General features: G+C 47.8%; 14 protein-coding genes and 1 pseudogene. 2 read left to right on the top strand and 13 right to left on the bottom strand.

The features are described 5' to 3' along the window. Positions 1 to 2: 2 nt before the first annotated feature. The 3 genes from M1B78_RS05905 to M1B78_RS05895 form a co-directional block, all read right to left on the bottom strand. The gene (locus tag M1B78_RS05905; RefSeq protein WP_257940161.1) at positions 3 to 1,454 is read right to left on the bottom strand and encodes a DUF6057 family protein; all 1,452 of its coding nucleotides are present in this window, start codon (positions 1,452 to 1,454) and stop codon (positions 3 to 5) included. Continuing rightward, positions 1,426 to 2,040, bottom strand: coding sequence for a DUF4369 domain-containing protein (locus tag M1B78_RS05900; RefSeq protein ID WP_257940160.1), 615 nt, complete (start codon positions 2,038 to 2,040; stop codon positions 1,426 to 1,428). The genes M1B78_RS05905 and M1B78_RS05900 overlap by 29 nt, the downstream gene beginning before the upstream one ends. Before the next feature lie 79 nt (positions 2,041 to 2,119). Next, a complete protein-coding gene (locus M1B78_RS05895; RefSeq protein WP_257940159.1) occupies positions 2,120 to 3,247 on the bottom strand; it encodes a Rid family hydrolase in 1,128 nt (375 codons plus the stop codon). Between the two features lie 136 nt (positions 3,248 to 3,383). Here M1B78_RS05895 and M1B78_RS05890 point away from each other — a divergent pair, with 136 nt between their 5' ends. Next, positions 3,384 to 4,937 carry an ATP-binding protein gene (locus M1B78_RS05890; protein WP_257940158.1) on the top strand — a complete coding sequence of 518 codons (1,554 nt, stop codon included), beginning with the start codon at positions 3,384 to 3,386 and terminating at the stop codon, positions 4,935 to 4,937. A gap of 179 nt (positions 4,938 to 5,116) precedes the next feature. Here M1B78_RS05890 and M1B78_RS05885 read toward each other — a convergent pair. Next, positions 5,117 to 5,400: pseudogene (locus tag M1B78_RS05885) on the bottom strand (DUF3874 domain-containing protein); the annotation flags it as partial. 175 nt (positions 5,401 to 5,575) lie between these two features. On the opposite strand from M1B78_RS05885, the gene M1B78_RS05880 reads away from it, so the two are divergent. Continuing rightward, entirely contained in the window at positions 5,576 to 6,217 is a 642-nt protein-coding gene (locus M1B78_RS05880) for an HU family DNA-binding protein (protein ID WP_257931000.1), read from the top strand. A gap of 321 nt (positions 6,218 to 6,538) precedes the next feature. On the opposite strand, the gene M1B78_RS05875 is transcribed toward M1B78_RS05880, so the two are convergent. The 9 genes from M1B78_RS05875 to galA all read right to left on the bottom strand — a co-directional run bounded on the left by M1B78_RS05875 (position 6,539) and on the right by galA (position 20,999). Then, complete coding sequence (locus tag M1B78_RS05875; protein ID WP_257930999.1) at positions 6,539 to 7,267, bottom strand: hypothetical protein; 729 nt, start codon at positions 7,265 to 7,267, stop codon at positions 6,539 to 6,541. A gap of 71 nt (positions 7,268 to 7,338) precedes the next feature. Beyond that, the gene (locus M1B78_RS05870) at positions 7,339 to 8,175 is read right to left on the bottom strand and encodes a hypothetical protein (RefSeq protein ID WP_257940157.1); all 837 of its coding nucleotides are present in this window, start codon (positions 8,173 to 8,175) and stop codon (positions 7,339 to 7,341) included. Between the two features lie 26 nt (positions 8,176 to 8,201). After that, positions 8,202 to 9,971: a RagB/SusD family nutrient uptake outer membrane protein gene (locus tag M1B78_RS05865; protein ID WP_257940156.1), complete on the bottom strand. Its 1,770-nt coding sequence runs from the start codon at positions 9,969 to 9,971 to the stop codon at positions 8,202 to 8,204. Positions 9,972 to 9,983: 12 nt separating this feature from the next. Further along, on the bottom strand, positions 9,984 to 13,232 hold the full coding sequence (locus tag M1B78_RS05860) for a SusC/RagA family TonB-linked outer membrane protein (protein WP_257940155.1): 3,249 nt from the start codon (positions 13,230 to 13,232) through the stop codon (positions 9,984 to 9,986). A gap of 291 nt (positions 13,233 to 13,523) precedes the next feature. Then, entirely contained in the window at positions 13,524 to 14,495 is a 972-nt protein-coding gene (locus M1B78_RS05855) for a glycoside hydrolase family 5 protein (RefSeq protein ID WP_257940154.1), read from the bottom strand. 112 nt (positions 14,496 to 14,607) lie between these two features. Continuing rightward, positions 14,608 to 15,900 carry a glycoside hydrolase 5 family protein gene (locus M1B78_RS05850; protein WP_257940153.1) on the bottom strand — a complete coding sequence of 431 codons (1,293 nt, stop codon included), beginning with the start codon at positions 15,898 to 15,900 and terminating at the stop codon, positions 14,608 to 14,610. A gap of 74 nt (positions 15,901 to 15,974) precedes the next feature. Continuing rightward, positions 15,975 to 17,258: an acetylxylan esterase gene (locus tag M1B78_RS05845; protein ID WP_257940152.1), complete on the bottom strand. Its 1,284-nt coding sequence runs from the start codon at positions 17,256 to 17,258 to the stop codon at positions 15,975 to 15,977. Positions 17,259 to 17,330: 72 nt separating this feature from the next. Next, a complete protein-coding gene (locus M1B78_RS05840) occupies positions 17,331 to 18,218 on the bottom strand; it encodes a helix-turn-helix domain-containing protein (protein ID WP_257930989.1) in 888 nt (295 codons plus the stop codon). Positions 18,219 to 18,551: 333 nt separating this feature from the next. Further along, positions 18,552 to 20,999, bottom strand: coding sequence for a beta-galactosidase GalA (gene galA, locus M1B78_RS05835; RefSeq protein ID WP_257940151.1), 2,448 nt, complete (start codon positions 20,997 to 20,999; stop codon positions 18,552 to 18,554). Between the last annotated feature and the right edge of the window lie 26 nt (positions 21,000 to 21,025).

Genomic DNA, 21,025 nt, shown 5'->3' with positions numbered 1-21,025 from the left:
AATCACTTCCCCTTTTTCATCGTAGCATAGTGGAAATAAAACCAATATGTTTTTCCGTATTTGGCTTGCAAAGGGGCACCATTACCACCATTCGCCTCGTACAGTCGGGTATAATCGCCAAATTCATCCAATACTTGAGGCGGTATATTCCATTTTTCCACTTCATCCAACGAAGCCTTTTTCCCGGCAAGATAGATAAGTAAACCTTCGGCATACAATCTGGAAGGAAACTTCTTTGCAGCAAACTCCCGATAATCTCCGGCGAAAGCCCCAATATCCTTATTCAGCAAATCAAAGCAGAGAAGGTAATCGCATGCCAACGTATTATCAGGATTATTACGTAACAGATGACGAAGTGAAAGCGGAATGTCGGCAGAAGAACGCAAAGTATCCGTTGCAGGCAACAACAACCGCTTCCGTTCCAGCCATTGGCAGACTTCGGCCGTCTGTTTTCCGGGAATACGTCGTTCTGCCCAATCACGGTAACACATTGTCTTTTGCAGGAGACGAAGATATTTCATGGCCGCCGCCTCATCACCGTTCACCAGGTTGATTTCCGCCAAACGCTTGACAGCTCTTGCTCCGGTATGATGCGGAGAAAAAATCATTCCCAGAATGGCAGCATGTTCAGCCATCGTCATATCTCCCAACGCAAACCAGACTTCATTGGCTGCATAAATAGTGAGGTAGGTAGAATGGGGAGCCACGGGCAGAAACAGCCCTTGCGAAGCCGGTTGATAACCATCCATCAGCCGGTCGGGAAGTCGGTTCTGCTGTGCATTCAGCAAATTATAATAATAGGCAGTGAACGGAGAGCGGTATTCACCCTCCGCCAACAGTTTCCGTACTTTTTCCGAACGGCCGAAATACATTTCCGAATCCAACGCCAAAAGATATTCCCGCCCTAAATCGGGCATATTGTACCATCGTGACGACCAATCGCCACAGCCAAACAGCCAATAGCCGGACAATACCGCCAATATGCTTACCGGTAAGCCCGACTTCCACGAACGTCGCATGCAGCTACGACACAACAACAAAACGCCTCCGATACCGGTTAAAGCGATTGTGCCGGAAAGCGGATAACTCAATCCGCATTGCCTTCCTGCCTCCCAAGCCACCGCCAACACCGTAGGAACCCACGCCCAACGTCCCATGTACGGAACCAACAAACGAAACACCACCACTCCCCAAAGCAACAGCACGACAGCCATTATGGCCGGACCACCCCCTTCGTAATAAAAGAATTGAGTGAGGAAATCTCCTGACAGACGTGCCAGAGCCGCCGGATGCCGCAGATACCCGACCAATGGTTCGGTGGCAAGCAAAAAGAGCTGTGTCTGCTCCCGATGGAACAGATGATAGGGCAATATCCGGAAGAAAAAAAGGAACAACGCCAAAGCGCCGATTCCTGCCGCTCCCCATTCAATGTATTTCCTTCTGCAAGCTTTCATCCAACAGTTTTTGTTGTTCTTCCGTCAAGGAGCCACGCAGCATCTTCCGCATGAATATTCCCAACGTATTGTTTCCCTGCTCTTTCAAAAACAGAAAGTTCGTTTCCTGCTCCTGCATCCTCAGACTGTCACGTATCCGTATCAGATGCAGTGAATCTTTTCCGGTGGCATTCCGCAGTCCCGTCCGGATGAAATGGTAAGCCTCTTGCTTCTTTTCCCTCCCCTCTTTCCATTTCTGAAGGGCATCATTTTGCGGAGTGCCCGTTACCGAGCCGACAGAGTCGGCCTTCACATGTATGGTTCCCGGCTCCGTCACCACCAGCAGTTCCTGGATGTAGATACGCAGCAGATGGCGCAGACGCAACACCCTCATCTCCTCCCCTTGTCCGGAAAAAGAAAAAGAGGCATTGGTTATCTTTACAGAATCCACCCGCCCCGGCGCATTCTCCATCGGCACGAGGTATATCCATTCCCCGTCGTATTTCACCGACGGCAACGTTCCTTCAATCACATAATTCTGTCCGGAATTTTCACAACTTGCCCAAAGAAGGCAACTGATACAGAAAAACAAGATACGTGTTTTCATCCTTATACATTAGAATTTCAACAAAGGTAAGCGTTTACCAACTGTCAGCCTAATATTCAATTAACCAAAGATAATATTTTTAATCAGAGATTTTCTTCATCGCCATGCACTCCATTTCCACCAGCCACCCCGGGCGGCAGACGGGAGCCAGCGTAATGACTTTCGGAATATCGGGAAAACGCTCATCAAACATCTCTTTCACTACAGCATAATCCGCTATATCACGAAGATAGACAATGATATGCCCCACATCTCCAAAGCCGCAATCGGCCTCCTTCAGCAGAGCTTCCACATTCTCCCACATCCGTTCTGTCTGACGGCGTACATCTCCGGCATACATCACTTCCCCACGGTTGTTGATACTCGCCGTACCGGAAATGAGCACTTGCTGGCGGTCGTCGTAATCCACCGCCGTTCCCCGCTCAAAGCTGACCCCATACTCGTAAGTGGGATTCAAGTGTGTGCGGGCATAGAGATATTTGATTTGTCCGGGCTTTAATCCCGCTACGGCAAAAGCGTCAAGCATCACCAATGCTTTCGGATCGGCATGACGCCCACCGATACCGGTACTGGCAATATAGTGCGTGTTCTCCGTCAGGTTCTGGGTGACGAACATCTCATTGCGTGCCTTGACTACACCGGCATAATTGCAATCCACATTCTGCACAAATATCCAGGTACGCAGGCAATTGTCGGCCAGAGTACACCCTTCCTCCATCAGTTGCATGGCATAGTCGTTGAGCAAAAGACGCATCTGGTATTCCGAATTGGCGGCACGATTGAAGCTGCCTCCCATCCAGAGCTGGCGGTAAGCACCGTGTTTCACTTCATACAGTCCGTTCGGCAGCACTCGTGTCTGCACATCGGTCTGCAGATAGGCCCACAAAGCAATCTTGGTGCCATCCAGCGGAGGCTGTTCCACCACAGACAGCGCGCAATCGGAGCTTTCCGCCGTAGCGGCAAGCAACAGTTCCGCTTGGTTGGCGGCATCACTCAGGAAGTATCTTTTAAAAACCGCCACGGCTCCGGACAGTTCTTTTTTCAGTAAAGCGGCATACGCATCCAACACGGCATTCATCTGTTCACGATAGGTCTGTTTCGGGTCAGTGGCATGTATCATCACATGGTATTCCGTCACTCCGCCGGTCACAACAAATGCAGCCACTTCCGCCCTGCCCGAAGGATAAGAGTATGATGTGTATTTCATATCATTAACAAGAGATTGTTTCAATCGCAAAGATAAGTTTTTTATCCGACAAGGAGTAGTGAAAATCGCAACTTTCGCTTGTTTTGTTCTTATAAAGAAGTTACTTTTGTAGAAATCTATAAAATATACAGTCATCATGAGCGAAAATATTTATCCCATCGGCATCCAGAACTTCGAGAAGCTGCGCAAAGGCGGCTATTTCTATGTGGACAAGACCGCCTTGGTATATAAGATGGTGAAGACGGGCAGCTACTATTTCCTGAGCCGTCCCCGCCGTTTCGGCAAAAGCCTGCTCATCTCCACGCTCGAAGCCTACTTTCTGGGAAAGAAGGAACTTTTCGAGGGACTGGCCATAGAAAAGCTGGAAAAAGACTGGGTGAAGCGTCCTGTGCTGCACTTGGACCTGAATATCGGAAAGTACGACACACCGGACAGCCTGGACAAGATCCTGAATGCCGCGTTGTCCGATTGGGAACAGATTTACGGTTCCGAACCGTGGGAGAAGTCCCTCAGCCTGCGCTTTGCCGGCATCGTGAAGCGTGCCTACGAACGGACGGGACAGATGGTGGCCATCCTTGTAGACGAATACGACAAGCCCATGCTGCAAGCCATCGGCAACGAGGCATTGCAAAAGGAGTTCCGCGAAACGCTGAAACCTTTCTACGGCGTACTGAAAACGATGGACGGCTGCATCCAGTTTGCCATACTGACGGGCGTCACCAAGTTCGGAAAGGTAAGCGTGTTCAGCGACCTGAACAACCTGAACGACATTTCGATGTGGGATAAGTATATCGACATCTGCGGCATCAGCGACCGGGAACTGCATGAGTATCTGGAAGACGAGATGCATGGATTTGCCGAAGCCCAAGGCATGACGTATGACAAATTCTGCGACAAGCTGAAGGAGTATTACGACGGTTACCACTTCACCCCCGACTCCATCGGCATCTACAACCCTTTCAGCCTGCTCAATGCCTTCGACCGCAAACAGTTCGGCAGCTACTGGTTCGAGACGGGCACGCCCACTTATTTAGTGAACCTGCTGAAAAAGCATCACTACAACCTGGAACGCATGGCCTACGAGGAAACAGACGCCCAGGTGCTGAACAGCATCGACTCCGAATCCACCAATCCCATTCCGGTGATTTACCAAAGCGGGTACCTGACGATAAAGAGCTATGACGAAGAGTTTGACATCTATAAATTAGGGTTCCCAAACCGTGAAGTAGAAGAAGGTTTTGTCCGCTTCCTGCTGCCGTTCTATGCCAAGACTAATAAGGTAGAAGCACCGTTTGAGATACAGAATTTTGTTCGGGAAATACGTTCAGGCAATTACGACGCCTTCTTCCACCGCCTTCAAAGCTTCTTTGCCGACACCCCCTACGAGCTTGTGCGCGACCAGGAACTTCACTATCAGAATGTGCTCTTTATCGTGTTCAAACTGCTGGGATTCTATGTAAACGTGGAGTATCATACCTCGCAAGGCAGGATAGACCTCGTGCTGAAAACCGACAAGTACATCTACGTCATGGAGTTCAAGCTGGAAGGCACCGCCGAAGAAGCGTTGCGACAAATCAACGAGAAGCATTACGCCTCGCCTTTCGAAGCCGACGGACGGCAACTGTTCAAGATAGGGGTGAACTTCAGCGGACAGACACGCAATATTGAGAAATGGATATGCCAGGATTGAGAAAGGCTTGACATATCATTACATTTTTCAGACAGAAGAACAAAAAGACAAAAGAACATATTTTCTTTCTTTTGTCTTTTTGTTCTTCTGTCTGAATTAATAGGAATCTATGTCAATCCGTAATGAGATTATAAACCGGCTTTCTCTTCCTTCACCCCTTCACCTTTCGCATTATTTCCCTATCGTTCAACCCTTTCCGGTGAAACTTCTTTTTTCTTTCTCACCACCTCGTACACATTGCCGTACTTCGTATGCCGGCGTTTCAGTCCCGCCCGCAGCAGCACCGAACCGAACTGCACGGGATTGCTGCCACGCATCAGGGCGGGATGCTTTTTTGCAACTCGTCAAAGATGTCGGCGGCAGTCAGGTCAAAGCTCTTCTCTGCCGGAAGCGGGGCACGGAACAAGCTGCGAACCGCCTCCTCCACAAGGCTGACACGATAGAAAGCCTCGTTGTGCGCTTGCTGCCGACAAACATACTTATTTATGCTGCGTAACCCTTTATTTTCAGTACCTTTGCATGGTTCTTTATAAGTGAACGACCCGGGTTGTTCGTTCGGCCGACCGGAGTCGTTCACTTATAGGAAGACACTTCCGAGGAAAGAAACAAATACGTTGAACGCACTAAAACCTATTGATATGGCAATACTATATGACTGGTACGAGAATCCCGGCACCAACGAGGAAGCCCCGGAAGAGAGAGGCCTCCATCCCCGCCCGTTGCTCAACGGGAAAGTAACCATGCGGCAGCTCTACAACCGCGTGCATGCCCGCAGCTCGCTCACGGTGGGCGACGTGATGAACGCGATAGACTGCCTGACGCAAATCTGCGGCGAAGAACTGCGCGACGGGCACGAGGTGCACATCGAAGGGCTGGGCTACTTCGCCCCCACCCTGGAAGCCACACAGAAAGTGACCCGCAGTACCCCGAACAAGCACCTGAAACTCCGGCTGAAGAGCATCAGTTTCCGTCCCGACGTCAGGCTGAAACAAGCAATGACGGGAGTCAGTGCCATCCGCAGCAAATACACCCGCCACTCCCAGAAACTTTCGGAAGTGGAGATAGACATGAAGCTGAAGGAATACTTTGCCGACCACGACGTGCTGATTCGCAGCGACTTCCAAGCGCTATGCGGCATGGCGCGCACCACCGCGAACGTCCACCTGAAACGCTTGCAGCAAGAGGGCAAGCTGAAGAATGTGGGGAAGCCCACGCAACCCATCTACCGGGCCATGCCGGGATACTACGGCGTGTCGCGCGATGCAAAGGCGGGGCGATGAGGGTGGAAAGCGGTTTCACCGGGAAAGCCGATGAACAGGAGGATGGGAGAAGGAGGTGAAGGAGATGCAGGGATAAAAAGAAACATTCTGCGCCCTGAAATCAGGGGTAATACAAAAAGGAATGTGAATTGCATCCGGAAAGGCAATAGAGAATGAATGCGAAAAGGCGAATCTCACGACTCGCCTTTTCCTGATTTAACCATTAAACAATTGTACTATTCGGTTAATGCATTTACAATTATCCGATGTTACGGGCGACTAATAAAGTCGGGGGGGTAACGACAACTGCTTTGAGTTGAATAATTCATTTATAGATTATTCTTAAAGTGCCTTTTTAGAAAACACAATGGAGAAGAATGACGCAGGAACTGTGAAAGTCCTACCAGCAGAAAGCGGTTGTCTAACATTTCCATACTCCAAATAAATATAATTTCCATTGGTAGCACTCAAAGATTTTATAGTGTATGTGCCTGGCTTAATGTAAAAGTAATGAGCACCGCCTATATGTCCGGTATAATTAAAGATACCATATTCTTTTTTGTCAGAATCAACCAACACCCCTCCACCGTTTGTCTCTATTCCATACACTTTCATTATATTGTAACCTACTTTGGAAGGAGGAACATTATCGTCAGTACCAGGTGCTTGAACTATGCTTTGAGTATAAGGAACCTCTCCTGTATAAACCAAATTGATATATCCTCCTGAGACTTCGAAAGTACTTCCTACGACAAGCGTTCCCCAATTAGACTGTGTCGTACAATTCTCTAATGCAATCACACGATAAATTCCACAAGCCAAGAAATAGCAATATGGAGGAACTCCTGGTTCACGCGCTGTCAAAACATATTGTTTACCACCTTCGTCACAAACCGTTATACTCGCGTTAACTGGAACATATACACCACTAATCGGAAGCACAATTCGTCCATATCCTGCTGGCGTATCAGGCACATTACCATCCATTATATATGGTCCCAAGACATCTGCCTTTACTGATAAAATGCAAAAAAGCAAAAATACGGGAATACACCAAAAAGTTCGTTTCATCTTTTGATTTTTATGTGATTATTAATTGAGGAATACGGGCGGATATTACCCGCCCGCACATCCAATATTGACTATTTTCTCTTGAAATTCCAGAACCATGCAGTACCACCTCCAGAAGTCACCCCTGGCTCAGGTGCACAAAGCCGAAGTTCATCCTCTGTGATTTTCAAAATGTGATATACATACTGACGTGCATTTCCTTGATTAGGTTGTATACCCAACAAAGGAATAGTACCAGAAAATTCAATTGTACCTACATCCCATCCGGATTGTACCATATCTTCTGAAACTTTTACAGAGCCACTTTCACCACGACTTGTCTGGACACCTGACAAACTAAGCGAGAACCAACCGTTCAATCCGTCATCAGGTAGTCCCGCACCTGTAACCTGTCCATCAATTTCTCCACTACGGATAACCCACCAACCGGGACCTGTATTTGACAGAAATCCACCATTACCCCAGCAGCCGTCTTCGGCTTCTGTATTCCAAGTCCAAGTGGTTGTTCCATAACCACCGTCCGGAGTTGTACCGAATACATCAGCATAAATAGCGGGAAGATCTGTATACTCCGTTACTGCTATTGATTTGGAAGCCGATTTTGTTATGGAGCCGTCCGAATTAATGGTTGTTACATATACTTGCAATTCTTTATTAGGAGGAGCTACTTGAACCGACGGAGCCGTACCTTCTGCCAACTTGGTATCAGACGTAGCATCATAAACCTTCACATAACGTGACGGAGTAGGAACAATCTGAATGTTGTTGTTTCCCTGGTTCTTGGCCACAAGTTCAAAAGTAAGATTTTCCGGTGTGACATTGGGATCCGGACTGATTTCATCCACTATCGGATCGCAAGCCACCAGCAGCATTGCAAACAAAGGTATTGCGAATAATATCTTTTTCATATCTTTTTTCATTTTAAATTCATATTCTATTCTTGCCAACCATTATACTCAGCACTTGCATCCGTATAACCCGCATTTTGTTCTACCTTTCCTTCATTCAGGAGGACTTGGTTTTCGGGAATCTTCTGGAAACCTGCCGTAGCCTTATAACGTGCGGCATAACCACCGTTCTGCGCCACATTACGGCTTTCAGCCCCATTTGTATAAACCTTTGTTCCCGTCTGTTTCTCAAGGGCATCGGCAGCAATATGCCAACGGCGAATATCGTTCCAGCGAGTACCTTCAAAACATAGTTCCCAACGGCGTTCATTCTGCAATGCAGCCAACGAATATGTACCAATAGGTTCAAGCCCGGCACGACTACGCACTCTGTTTATACCGGAAACATCTTCCTTCAATTCAGACTGCATCAACAATACATCCGCAAAACGAATCAAGACCAAATCATGGATAGAACCGGTTTGCATCAGATTATCATTAATCCAGCCGTCGGCACCATACATTATCTTCTCAAATACCGGTTCAATCGTTTTATTTCCAGCCGCATCCGTATTATAAGCCATGATAGAACCTATTTTCATCTGATAATAATCCGTTTCTTGGATAAAGCCGTCACCACCACCTTTATTATAACTCGGCATATCCTCCGTCTTGAATACGGAGGCCGGACGACGGGCATCATCTTGTTCTGCCACACTCCAATCATTATAAAGATTGGGAGCTACAGGACCGGCACCCCATCCTTGTCCGAAGGGGAAAGAATTGGCCTGATCATTGCCACGTACACCAAAATGCAGAGCGTAACCGTTACCATAACCGATAGTAGTGCTCCAAGATGCAAGTTTATTATATTTAATGGCAAACATGGATTCGGGATTTACCGCTGCATCATCTTCTACCCACTTCAGTCCCTGACCGGCAGTAAACGGAAAATCTTCTACCGTACATTTATTGGTATATGCCCACAAATTACGAAACTCAGGAACAAGACTATAACCGGAGTTATTCACACAATCATCAATATACCCAACCACATCCTGCTTGGTCAAAGTAGTCCCATCAGGCAAATCAACTGAAGTCAACGGACTATAGTTCGTACTAACCAAATCGTTCAGAGTTTCACCATTACCATACATGCCGGTATAATACAACCAAGCACGTCCTAACATAGCTTCAGCCGTATATTTATCAACATGCCCATCCGACTTGCGAACAGCCGGCATATTTGCAGCCGCATCGCGAAGATCCTGCAGAATCTGCCCCCAGATAACAGCCGCAGTCGGAGGAGTAGTATCTTCGGGCAACAAAGCAGTAATCACCAAAGGTACGCGCCCATACATGGAAGCCAACTCATAGTAATAAAAAGCACGAAGGAACTTGGCTTCACCCTCAGCCTGCGCTCTCACTTCCGGATCCATTTCAATACCGGCAAGAGCCTCCAACAACGTATTGGCACGGTTGATTCCTTGATAGCGAGCCACCCAGTAGTCCTGCGTAGCATTTGTACCCGTATTACAAAGAAGGTCCAAAGATTGCATCAACTTGTCATTGGGGCCACCACCACCCAACATATCATCGCAAGCCAGCAGAGAATTATACAAGAAAGACTGCTGCGGAAAAGCATTGACATTATTCAGATTCTGATATATGGCAGCTAAAGCCTGATTGGCATCTTCAGCCGTTTTAGGAAAATTGGTCGTATCTTTTTCCGTCAGACTCATCGAGTCCAAGCTACAAGAAGCAAACATTCCTGCTATCATCAAAGCTGCACCTATTAAATATGCTATTTTTTTCATCGTGTATCAATTTTAGAATTTAACATTAACACCTACCATATAAGTACGAGGTTGAGGATAGTTACCTACATCAACACCGGTTACCCACGGTTCGCTGTCATTGAGGGCTCTACCATTCTCCGGATCCATCCCTTTATAACCGGTAAAAGTAAATAGATTCTGTGCAGCAGCATACACACGAAGTTGCTGGAACGGACAGTTCTTCCAAATTCTCTTGAAATCGTATCCTATAGTCAGATTTTGAATGCGAACATAGTCGGCATCATCAATATAAATATCTGAAATGGCCTGGAAATTCTGGCCGCTATTTCCCGGCGCAAGCAGCGGATATCTGTTTGAGGTTCCTTCGCCATGCCAGTAATCGTAAACTTCTGTCGTATAGTTTTCATACTGTCCGTCTGAGAACTTTCGCCAAGAGCGAGCTACCTGTGCACCAAAAGCGCCATAGGTTGTTACAGAGAAATCAAATCCTTTATATTCCGCACTTAACGTAAGACCCATTGTCACGTCAGGATGAGGATTACCCAAATCAGTCTTATCGTCATCATTAATCACCCCATTTCCATCAACATCCACAAACTTCAAATCGCCCGGTTTAATACTTGCACCTTGCTTAGAGTTTGCCGCATTGCCTTTACAATTCTGGTCAAGATATGCCTGCAAGTCTGTCTGGTTCTGAATGACACCATCCGTCTTATAACCATAAAAATAGCCAATAGGATGTCCTTCTTCCATACGGACAAACCGACCCGTATTCTGAGCCAACAAATCATTACCGCCTTCAATAAAATGATTGGCGTTATTAACCTCCGTTACTTCATTCTTATTATAGGCCATATTGACATTCACCCCATACTTGAGCTCCTTACCAATCTGATCTCTCCAGCCCATTGAAAGTTCAAGACCAGTATTCTTTACCGTACCAGCATTTTGATATTGAGTAGCAAAACCGGAAGCTGCATTGATACCCACTTCCACTAACAAGTCTTTCGTCTGCTTGTTATACCAATCCATGTTAAAACTCAGACGGTTATCCAAGAAACGGGCATCAATACCGATATTGGTCTGTTCTGAAGTTTCCCATGTCAAATCGGGGTTAGCCAAACGATTCGGGTAAGCTCCGGTTGTACCTCCATTCTTATCCGAGCCAAATGTATAAAGACCATAATCGCCAAACTCATAACCGGCACGCCAATTTGAATTAGGGATATTGTCATTACCATTCTGTCCCCAACCAGCACGGACTTTCAAGAAACCAAGCCAAGAAGCAGTATTCTTCATAAAAGCCTCGTTTGAAATAACCCAACCTGCGGAGAATGATGGGAAATATCCCCATTGATTGCCTTTCGCAAACTTAGACGAGCCATCGGCACGAATGATAGCAGAAAACATATAAGTTTCCTTAAAGTCATAATTCAAACGTCCAAAATAAGACATCTTAGAACCATAATCCGAGGGATAACCATTTACTGTAGCAGTAGCTTTACGTTCTGTATTATGCAAATAAGCATGTGTAAAGTCACCAAAAGCACTATTATAACCGGTTGCCTCTACTGATTCGCCATAAGTTGGTCTTGATTTAGAATACTCTGTACCAGCCAAAACATCAAAATGATGTAAGTCTGTAATATCAAACCGATAACTCAACGTATTAGTCAAACTCCAGTTCCAACCCAAAGACACGTTATTTATCGTTTGGTCTTTATCACGGCTATCTCCCTGATTATTAATTTGGTAAACGGGAAGATATGAACGCCATGAACTTGACCATTGTTTGTAACTAACCTGACCTTTATAAATAAGATTCTTAAGTGGTTGTACTTCCAGATATGCCGCTGTGTTCAGATTAAAATTCTTATTCTTATTATTCCCAGCCTGATTATATACCATGTGAGCCATCGGATTAGAAGCATATGCAGTATAATCAAGTATACCATTAGCACTCGTTCCAAAATTCTTCAAATCATCATACATGAAGAAATCACCATTTTCATTATATACAGGAATCAGAGGAATAGCACGCAAAGCATTAGAAAGGTCATTCGAATATTGATTACCTAACTGCACACCTTGATTCTGTTTGTGCTGATAATATATATTCTCACCAAACTTTATCACATCCACATCTCCCTTACGATATATCACATGCTCAGAATTAATGCGGAAAGTAAAACGACGATAGTCAGTCTTCACCGGACCACCGAATGCACCATCTTGATACTGATAGCCTATACCTGTCGAAAATTTGGAGAATTCAGAACCACCTGTTACATTCAACGCATGATTAGTAACCACAGCATTTTTATTCCGGAATTCTTTTACCCAATCTGTACCAGGATTGGTACCATTCTGATAAGCAGTCAGCAAATCAGCATCTACGAATTTTGACCAATCATACGGTTGGCCTCCATTATTATAGGCCACTTGATCCATTACCGCCATATATTCTTTGGCATTCAACATATCAGGCATCTTATATATATTTGCCCAACCTATGTTTCCATCATAAGATACAGAAACCTTTCCTACCTTACCCTGCTTCGTAGTAATAAGGATAACACCGTTGGCACCGCTCGAACCGTAAATTGCACAAGATGCAGCATCTTTCAACACGTCAATACGTTCAATATCGGCAGGATTCAAGGCGTTAATATCGCCACCGGCTACACCATCAATAACGTAAACTGGAGCTGTATTTCCGTTAGTACCAGCACCACGAATATTAATTTTAAACCCATCACCCGGCTGACCGGAAACGGCCTGAATATTTACACCCGGAGACTGGCTTTGTAAAGCGCCCAATGCCTGCGTAGTATTTAATTTTGCGATGTCTTCGCCTTTTACCTCAACCGTAGCACCTGTCACCAGTTTCTTCTTCTGTACACCGTAACCCACTACGACTACTTCATCCAACAATTCAGCATCTTCCTTCAGCTGAATCTTGAAATTAGTCTGGTTGCCTACCACGATTTCTTGCGGCTGATAACCGATAAAAGACACTACAATCGTGGCTCCCGGCTGAACATTCAATGTGAAATTACCGTCAATGTCGGTAATAACACCATTTGTGGTGCCTTTTTCCAACACATTGGCACCGATAACCGGTCCCATTGCATCTGTTACAGTACCTGTGATTTTTTTTGCTTGCTGCACAGCATCTATTGCATCGACCGATGCGGCGAAAAGTTGCGGAGTATAAGTCAGGCTGACAGCCGAACAGATACCCACGAGCAGCGCGGTTCTTCTGAAATTTAAATTCATACTTGTATTTTTCTTAGATTAATGAATTGGTATTGCCTGGCGGCATCTACCGTTTAATATAAGGTTAAACTTTTCTTTTTGAGGAAAAATTAGATATACCTTATTCTATAAAGTGGTTGGTATACATATCACTCCTTTCTCATAGGCATTTTTCATTTCATTAGCGGTTAAACATTATATGATTATTATCAAATTCTAATCAAGCTTGACAAAAGTAGACTTTTAGCATCAAATCTTATAATACTATTTTATCAAATAATAATATTTGATAAAATAGTATTACTACAAAAGTCATTTCTTCAGTTCATCTCGCACCATTCTTCCCCATTCCTTCACGTCTGCATCTTTCCAGTTTCCCTCGGAAGAAGCCGACGGATAAAGCATGGAACAAGTCTCGTCTTTGTCCGACAAGGACCAAGCCACCCAACTGATGGAATGCCGCTGCATCCACTCCAGCCAATTCCCCCACTCCTCTTTACTGATGGGGCCGTCCCCACTTGCCTCCATACCGGCGCATTCGGAAACGAAAATCGGCAAACCCTTTCCCAGAGCATAGTCGGCGCGGTCGCGCAGCCACTGTCCGTGGGTATTGGCATAAAAGTGGAGTGTATACATTATATTGCTATATCCGGTAATAGAATCGTCCGCTGCCAAATGGATGTCCTGGTCCCAATGCGGACAACCGACGAGGATAACTGCATCCGGCTCTATGGCACGAATCGTCTTGACGACCTCCACAGAGTATGCCTTCACGTGCTCCCAACTATCTTCCACCGGTTCGTTGAAAACCTCATAGATGACATTCGGAACCCCCTTGTAACGGGTAGCCATTTGGGTGAAGAATTCCTTTGCTTCTTCCTGCCGCAGATTGTGGCTATGCCAGTCGATAATGACGTAAACGCCGTTCTCGATAGCGGCGTCCACCACTTTCGTAACACACTCAATGCCGAACTCGGGCTTGTTCACATAGCAGGCGCTATCCAAATCCACTCCCATAGAGGCCCGAAGCACCTGCGCGCCCCAGTCATTGACCAGATAAGCAACCGAAGAGGCATTGTAGAAACGGGGCCAGAACTGATGCCAGCCATAGCTGACCCCGTGCAATACCACCGTGTCGCCTTCGGTATTCATCAGCTGCGTACCATTGACTATCAATGCCGGAAGCGTTTCCTCCGCACTTTCATTCTTCAACGGGTTTGTGCCACAACCAATGGTCATACCTAGGCAACAAACCGCCAACATAACTTTCCATATGCTTCTCATATCATACTTAGTAATTAGAGTTATACATCTTTCCTGATAACGGTAGGAACGCTTTGCACATGCTTATATTCTGATTTTCGGGCAGGGATTACACGAAAAAGCACGGACAGGTCTAATTTTGCAGCTTCCGGTTTTCCGCTTTAATTATTTCAATAGTGCTGTCTGTGGCAAAGACAGAGTTCAGTCCTTGTTGTTCCTGAGCCGGGTCGCCGGTATAGTCATCTCCCTTTTCCCAGAATACATGGTCGGGATTTTGTCCGGCAAAACCACCCCATGCCCAGAAGTTGCATCCGGCAAAGAGTCCGCCGCTCTCACGGTCCTGGCGGATGAGGTCGAATACATAACGGTAATATTCATCGCGGGCAGTGGTCGGTGCCTCTTTGGAGAAGCTGAAGCCGTCGCGAGGAAAACCGAACTCCTCCAAAACAATCGGCTTGCTGTACTTCCGGGCAATGACCATGTGGTCATCTATATACTTCCTGGTATTCTCCTTGGCACGCGGAAGAAGTTCCGTCAGGCTGTCAGCCTTCACCCAGCCCCAGTTGTAGGGCCAGATGTGGATATTCAGATAATCGATGTTGGGGTCGGCATGAATCTTCTCGAAAAGACTCATATCCATTTCGCATCCCCACGAGCCCTCACTGCCGGAAGACACCATGTGGTTCGGGTCGAGTGACTTGATTTGTGCAGCCACATCGGCCATCCAGCGGGCAAACGGCTCCTTGTTCTCGTCAGAGAAAGCGCGAGGCTCGTTACCAATCTGCCAGGACATAATAGTAGGGTCATCCACATATTTTATCTGATTATACCTATTGGTGCGTGAAACAATATAATTGACATGATTGGCAAACAAGGCCTTCGCGCTGTCCGATTGGGGGAACTGCTTGACATACTCCATGTAGGCGGGCCATCCGTCTACGGCAGGTACCACGGCATCACCGTGTCCGGACCATTGCAGGTAAACGGAATAGCCACCGCTCCATTCCCAGGAATTGTTCAAATAGAGGACAGCTGTCATATCACGTTCACGCAGTTCATTCATAAAATAATCCAATCCGGCTAAAATAGTATCATTATAGACGCCTGGTGCTACTTGCAAAGAGGGTTCTACCCGCGTCTTTATGCCATTTTCACCGTCAGCACCCACCAATACGCGCAGGTTGTTGATGCCAATACTTTTCAGAAAGTCCAGCTCCTTATGCAACCGTTCACGATTGCCGCCTTCACCTTCGGAACCAAGAATGGCACCGTACCAGAAATTGGCACCTACAAAATAATAGGGCTTTCCGTCGCGAACGAACTGTCCGTCAGCATTGACCCTGATAAACGAATGTTCCGCAGGCTCGGGGGCACATGCTCCCAAAAGGAATAAAAGTACTGTCAGTAAAAGGAATTGTTTCTTCATATTATCAGTTTTTAAGCGATACACAAAGATACGTGGCTCATATCATAAAAAATGATACTATATTATCAGATTAATCACATTGACACATTAAGTTGTCTCCGTATCCAGTCCAGCCATTCATCCCACTGTTCCTGATACCAGTAATGCCCGGTTTCCAAATAAAGATGCAGCTCTTTCGGGGAAGAAATCACATTGTAGGCTGCATACATGGAAGTGGGAGGACAGACCTCGTCGTTATATCCCCAACTGAACCAACCGGGCACATTCAGCAGGCGGGCAAAGTTTGCCGTATCATAATAACGCACCGTTTCAAGCTGCTTTTCATCGGGAGTACCGTAATAATAGAAATAATGGGGCCAGCCGCAAGCACGCTTCTTGAAGAACGCTTCGTGGTCGCACAAGGCAGGATGAACAGCCGCCAGGAAAGTTACGCGTGAATCAAGAGCCGCCGTAATCACAGACAAGGCACCGCCCTGGCTGGAACCCGTAACGCCCAGCGCCTTCCCGTCGTACTGCGGCAGCGAACAGATAAAGTCCACAGCACGCAAAGCGCCTACCACCACACGGTTATAGCAAGAAGCATCCCGGCTGTCGCGGCCGAACGTCCAGTAATTGCTCAGCGCCCCGCCTGCCAGCGCATCGTATACAGGCTGCTGCATCGTGACGGGAATGCCGTGGATGCCCACCTCCAATGTAATCACCTTTCCGGGAGCCGTATACGTATCTCCCGCATAAGGGCGGACGCCCGCACCGGGCACACGCAGCAAGGCCGGATACTTTCCTTCTTTCTTGGGAATACTGAGAATGCCGTAGAAACGTCCTCCCCAAGCTTTCGTCTGGAAGCTGACCTGATATACATTATCCGTTTCCGTACAGCGTTCGGGAAGCAGTGTCATAAGGGGATTCAACGGGGTCTTGCGCGCCTCTTCCAAGGTCTTGGCCCAATAATCCCGAAAATCGGCAGGAAGTTTCGTCACGGGTTGCAGCTGCCCGGGAGCGTATGCCGACGTAGCCAGCCCTTCATAAGTCCGGCCGTCCACATGCGCCTTGACCTTGCAACGCAAGAAGCCTGCAGTCTTCATCGTGCCTTGCAACTTCAAGGTACCGTCTTTCAGCACCACGTCTTTCTTCACTTCAGCGGGATACATTTCGGGACCCAGCTCATAGTCAATCCTGACGTCGGGCAAGAGATTCTGCGCCTTCAGCACCCGGACAGTAAACGTGCACTTCTCATTCGGACGATACACCCAATCGCCATGGTCGGGTGAAACGACTACACGGACTTCATTGCCGCGTATCTGCGCCATCACACCACATACACACAGCAAACATAAGAATAAGGAAAAAACTCTTTTCATAATATCAGATATTAGTATTAATCATCGGTGCAAAAATAGGCACTTTCAATAAAGGATACTGATACTTTCTTATCATATCACCAGCTTCTTTTTCCGATAATTCTCACGGAATTCCTTCGGCGAGCATCCCTTCTTCCGCTTGAACATACGATTGAAATTGGACAGATTGTTGAAGCCGCAGTCATAGCACACCTCGGCAATGGTACGCGTGGAATCTACCAGCAGACGCGTGGCAAAGCCCAGACGGATGTCGATAATGTAGTCGGAAAGCGTCTTGCCGGTGCGCAGGCGGAAGAAACGGCTGAAGGAGACCGGGGTCATGCCCACCATATCGGCCAATGAAGCCAACCGGATATCCTCCTGATAATGGGTGGAAATGTATTTCTGCACCTTCTGTACCCGGCGGCTGTCCGAGAAAGTCTCTATCTTGGCAAACGAAGAACTGGACAACACCCGGGCATTGTCATAGAGGGAAAGTTCGTAAAGGATACGGAGAAAGTTCATCACGGCATAAAAGCCCTGCTCCTCGGAAGCCAGCTTGTCCAGCCAGTTGTACACCTTCATGATGGCCTGCATGGGGAAGCAAAGTCCGCACTGTGCACGCTCCAGCATCCGACGAATACTGTCGAACTGGTTCTTGTTGATGACGTTCCCGAAGAACAAGTCGGGAGAGAACTGGATGGTAATCTCCCGAATATCTCCGGAGGTACATTCATGTTGCTCCCATACGTGCTCCAACTCCTTACCGGTTATCAGCACCAGGTCATAATCACCGATAATCTCGGCAGAATCGCCTACCACGCGGCGGACACCGGAAGCATGTTCCGTAAAGTTCAGTTCATATTCTGCATGGCAATGGATGGGGTAGGTGAATTCTGTTTTGTGACGGTCGGCAATATAGAAACAGTCACGTTCCGACAGAGGGGTTATCTCCCTCATGATATAGTTCTGGTTTTCCATAGGCATTGGCTAAAAAGTATCATGCCACAAATATACTCATTCTTTTTAATCCACAATAGTAGCATTTGTTACATTTAGGGGTAAGAATTGTTATGTATGAGCAGATGCCCGGGAAAGCACAACTTCTGTCCTTCTCCCCCTCAGGCTCCAATGCAAGGAAGCGTGAGATGTACATCTCACGCTACATGAAATGTGTATCTCATACAGCACGAGATGCGCATCTCGTACATTTGCACACTATAGTTTGAGGAAGAAAGAAGCGGAGTTCCTTCTCTTGCCCCATAGACATAAGAAAGGTCTCCGCTTCGCCGGATGATATGAATGATAAGCTGCTTACTTCTGCAGCTTCAAAACGCAGGAAGTTTCCGGCAGGTTTTCCGAAACGACCGTCAGTGTGGCTTCTCCCACTTCGCCGGTGCTTTGCAGCAATACCTGCGCAAGTCCGTTGAATGTCTTTACCTGACAGGTGCGGGCATCGGCGTCGGCCGGACGTTCCGTAGCCTGATAAGCGGGATCTCCATTCCCCACCCCAAGGATGCGTACCGGACCGGAGACGGTTATCGTCAAGTCGCTGCAGGCAGTGGGAACAAAACGTTTCTTCTTGTCCTGCAACTCAATGTTGCACACCGCCACGTCCCGATTGTCCGCCCGAATGACGGGACGGTCCGCTGTCAGGGAGATACGGGCAGGAGCACCGGCAGTCTCCACAGTACGGGTCAATAGTTTTTTGCCGTTCTTATAGCCTACAGCCTTCACTGCACCGGGCCGGTAAACGGCTTTCCAAGAAAGATGACCGTTTCGGGGCATCGGTTTGCGCTCCAGCTTCTTGCCGTTCACGGTCAGTTCCACTTCATCGCAGTTGCTGTATACCCAAATGTCGATACTGTCACCTTCGTGCCCTTGCAGATTCCAGTGGGGAAGGATATGCAGTACCGGTTCATCCGTCCACCAGGACTTCAGATACCAGGCTTCGTCCTTGGGGAAGCCGCAGTAGTCCAGAATGCCGAATTGCGAGCCCGTAGCCGGGAACTTCATGGGGTTGGGTTCGCCGCGGTAGTCGAAACCCGTCCAATAGAAAAGACCTGCCAGATAGGGACGTTCGTCATAGAATTTCCAGCCACGCTCGATGCAGTTCAGCAGACTGTCTGGTCCGTTCGGTCTACGGTTGTGTGCCACCATGTGGCCTTTGTCGTGGGCATCGAAGTAGATGCCGCGTGTACCGCAGCCCGTAGTCTCTTCCGAGCCGAGCGCACGGCGACCGGGATAATCCTTGCGGTGCCGCTCCACCGGATTCTGAAGGATGTAGTTATAACCGGCCACGTCTGCGGGAACCAAGATGGCGGGACCACTGCTCGAAGCAACGGTCATGAGGCGTGTAGGGTCGAAACGGTGGCAATATTCGCGCATCGTGGCAGCAATGCGTGTACCGCTTTCTTTCCACTCGATGCCCCACTCCTCGTTGCCTACACTCCAAAGGATGATGCACGGATGGTTACGGTCGCGGTCTATCATACGTTTCAGCAGGCGGGTGTGTTCTTCGTTGACACCCGTCAGGCGGTTTTCTTCCATCACAAGGATGCCGAGGCTGTCGCAGGCATCGAGCATTTCGGGAGTCATCGGGTTATGGGAAGAACGGTAGGCATTGCAGCCGAACTTCTTCAGTTCCTTCAGCCGGTACGCTTGCAGGGCATCGGGGATGCCGGCACCTACTCCGGGATGGTCCTGGTGCATGTTCACGCCTTTCAGTTTCAGAGGCTGTCCGTTCAGGAAGAAGCCCTTGTCGGCATCGAAACGGATATGGCGAATACCGATTGGAGTGACTACGGCATCCACTTGCCGGCCGTTCTGCCGGACACTTGTCTCCATATTATAAAGGTAAGGAGTATCCGTGCTCCAGAGATGCGGATTCAAAACCTTGGTGTACACTTTCACGGTACGCGATTCGCGGGGGAGTAAATTAACCGGTTCTCTTGCTTCGTCTTCCATCTGCACCTGCCCGTCGGCATCAAGCAATCGGCAGAACACGTTGGCGAGGACAGGCTCGCTTCCCGAGTTCTTCAACCGGACTTCCGTCACCAGCAATGCCTTGTCAAAAGGTTCTTCCAAACGCGAAGAAACAAACACGCCGAATGGCTCCACATGCAGCGGCGCCGTCTTGTTCAGCCATACGTGCCGGTAGATGCCCGCACCTTCGTAAAACCACCCTTCCTCGAGCGTGGCGTCGGCACGGACACAAATCAGATTCTCTTCTCCGTAATTCAGGTATTCCGTAATGTCATACACCTGCGTGGCATAGCCGCTCGGTTCGTGTCCCAGGTAGAAACCGTTTATCCAGATACGGGCATCACGGAAGATACCGTCGAACTGAAGATAAAGATGTTTGCCGAGGTCCTCTTGTGGCACGGTGATGGTCTTTCGGTACCATCCCACAGAGTTTTCGGGGAATTTATAGCCGACGGCTTTATAGCCATGACTGTGGCTCGCCTCTTTGGCATAAGGCAAATCAACCACCCAGTCATGCGGAAGATTGACCGTCTTCCAGTCCACACCCCACTTCTCCGGATTGAACTTGGGAGAGTAAGGGCCCTCATTATGGATAGAGGCTGCCTTGGTCAGATAGTTGAAGTACTCCGTTCCGCAGCCAAAGTCTTTCTCCGGCGAGGAAGCATTGCCGAAAGCAAACAGCCAGCCGTCATCCAACAAAATACGTTCGCGGACGGATTGGGCGGAAAGAGAAAAGGTGATTCCAAGAAAGAACAGAAATGCGAATAAGTATCTCATATCGGTTAATCATAAAACGTGTTTAC

Source organism: Bacteroides muris (ex Fokt et al. 2023) (genome assembly GCF_024704895.1).
In the GTDB taxonomy this organism is placed as follows: domain Bacteria; phylum Bacteroidota; class Bacteroidia; order Bacteroidales; family Bacteroidaceae; genus Bacteroides; species Bacteroides muris.
Note: the sequence above shows the minus strand (reverse complement) of the source record. Positions and strands in the feature narration are given on the sequence as shown.

What these genes read in the sequence shown, in the direction of transcription:
- M1B78_RS05905 (WP_257940161.1), bottom strand. Translation starts at nt 1,454, where the DNA reads ATGAAAGCTTGCAGAAGGAAATACATTGAATGGGGAGCGGCAGGAATC.
- M1B78_RS05900 (WP_257940160.1), bottom strand. Translation starts at nt 2,040, where the DNA reads ATGAAAACACGTATCTTGTTTTTCTGTATCAGTTGCCTTCTTTGGGCA.
- M1B78_RS05895 (WP_257940159.1), bottom strand. Translation starts at nt 3,247, where the DNA reads ATGAAATACACATCATACTCTTATCCTTCGGGCAGGGCGGAAGTGGCT.
- M1B78_RS05890 (WP_257940158.1), top strand. Translation starts at nt 3,384, where the DNA reads ATGAGCGAAAATATTTATCCCATCGGCATCCAGAACTTCGAGAAGCTG.
- M1B78_RS05880 (WP_257931000.1), top strand. Translation starts at nt 5,576, where the DNA reads ATGGCAATACTATATGACTGGTACGAGAATCCCGGCACCAACGAGGAA.
- M1B78_RS05875 (WP_257930999.1), bottom strand. Translation starts at nt 7,267, where the DNA reads ATGAAACGAACTTTTTGGTGTATTCCCGTATTTTTGCTTTTTTGCATT.
- M1B78_RS05870 (WP_257940157.1), bottom strand. Translation starts at nt 8,175, where the DNA reads ATGAAAAAGATATTATTCGCAATACCTTTGTTTGCAATGCTGCTGGTG.
- M1B78_RS05865 (WP_257940156.1), bottom strand. Translation starts at nt 9,971, where the DNA reads ATGAAAAAAATAGCATATTTAATAGGTGCAGCTTTGATGATAGCAGGA.
- M1B78_RS05860 (WP_257940155.1), bottom strand. Translation starts at nt 13,232, where the DNA reads ATGAATTTAAATTTCAGAAGAACCGCGCTGCTCGTGGGTATCTGTTCG.
- M1B78_RS05855 (WP_257940154.1), bottom strand. Translation starts at nt 14,495, where the DNA reads ATGAGAAGCATATGGAAAGTTATGTTGGCGGTTTGTTGCCTAGGTATG.
- M1B78_RS05850 (WP_257940153.1), bottom strand. Translation starts at nt 15,900, where the DNA reads ATGAAGAAACAATTCCTTTTACTGACAGTACTTTTATTCCTTTTGGGA.
- M1B78_RS05845 (WP_257940152.1), bottom strand. Translation starts at nt 17,258, where the DNA reads ATGAAAAGAGTTTTTTCCTTATTCTTATGTTTGCTGTGTGTATGTGGT.
- M1B78_RS05840 (WP_257930989.1), bottom strand. Translation starts at nt 18,218, where the DNA reads ATGGAAAACCAGAACTATATCATGAGGGAGATAACCCCTCTGTCGGAA.
- galA (WP_257940151.1), bottom strand. Translation starts at nt 20,999, where the DNA reads ATGAGATACTTATTCGCATTTCTGTTCTTTCTTGGAATCACCTTTTCT.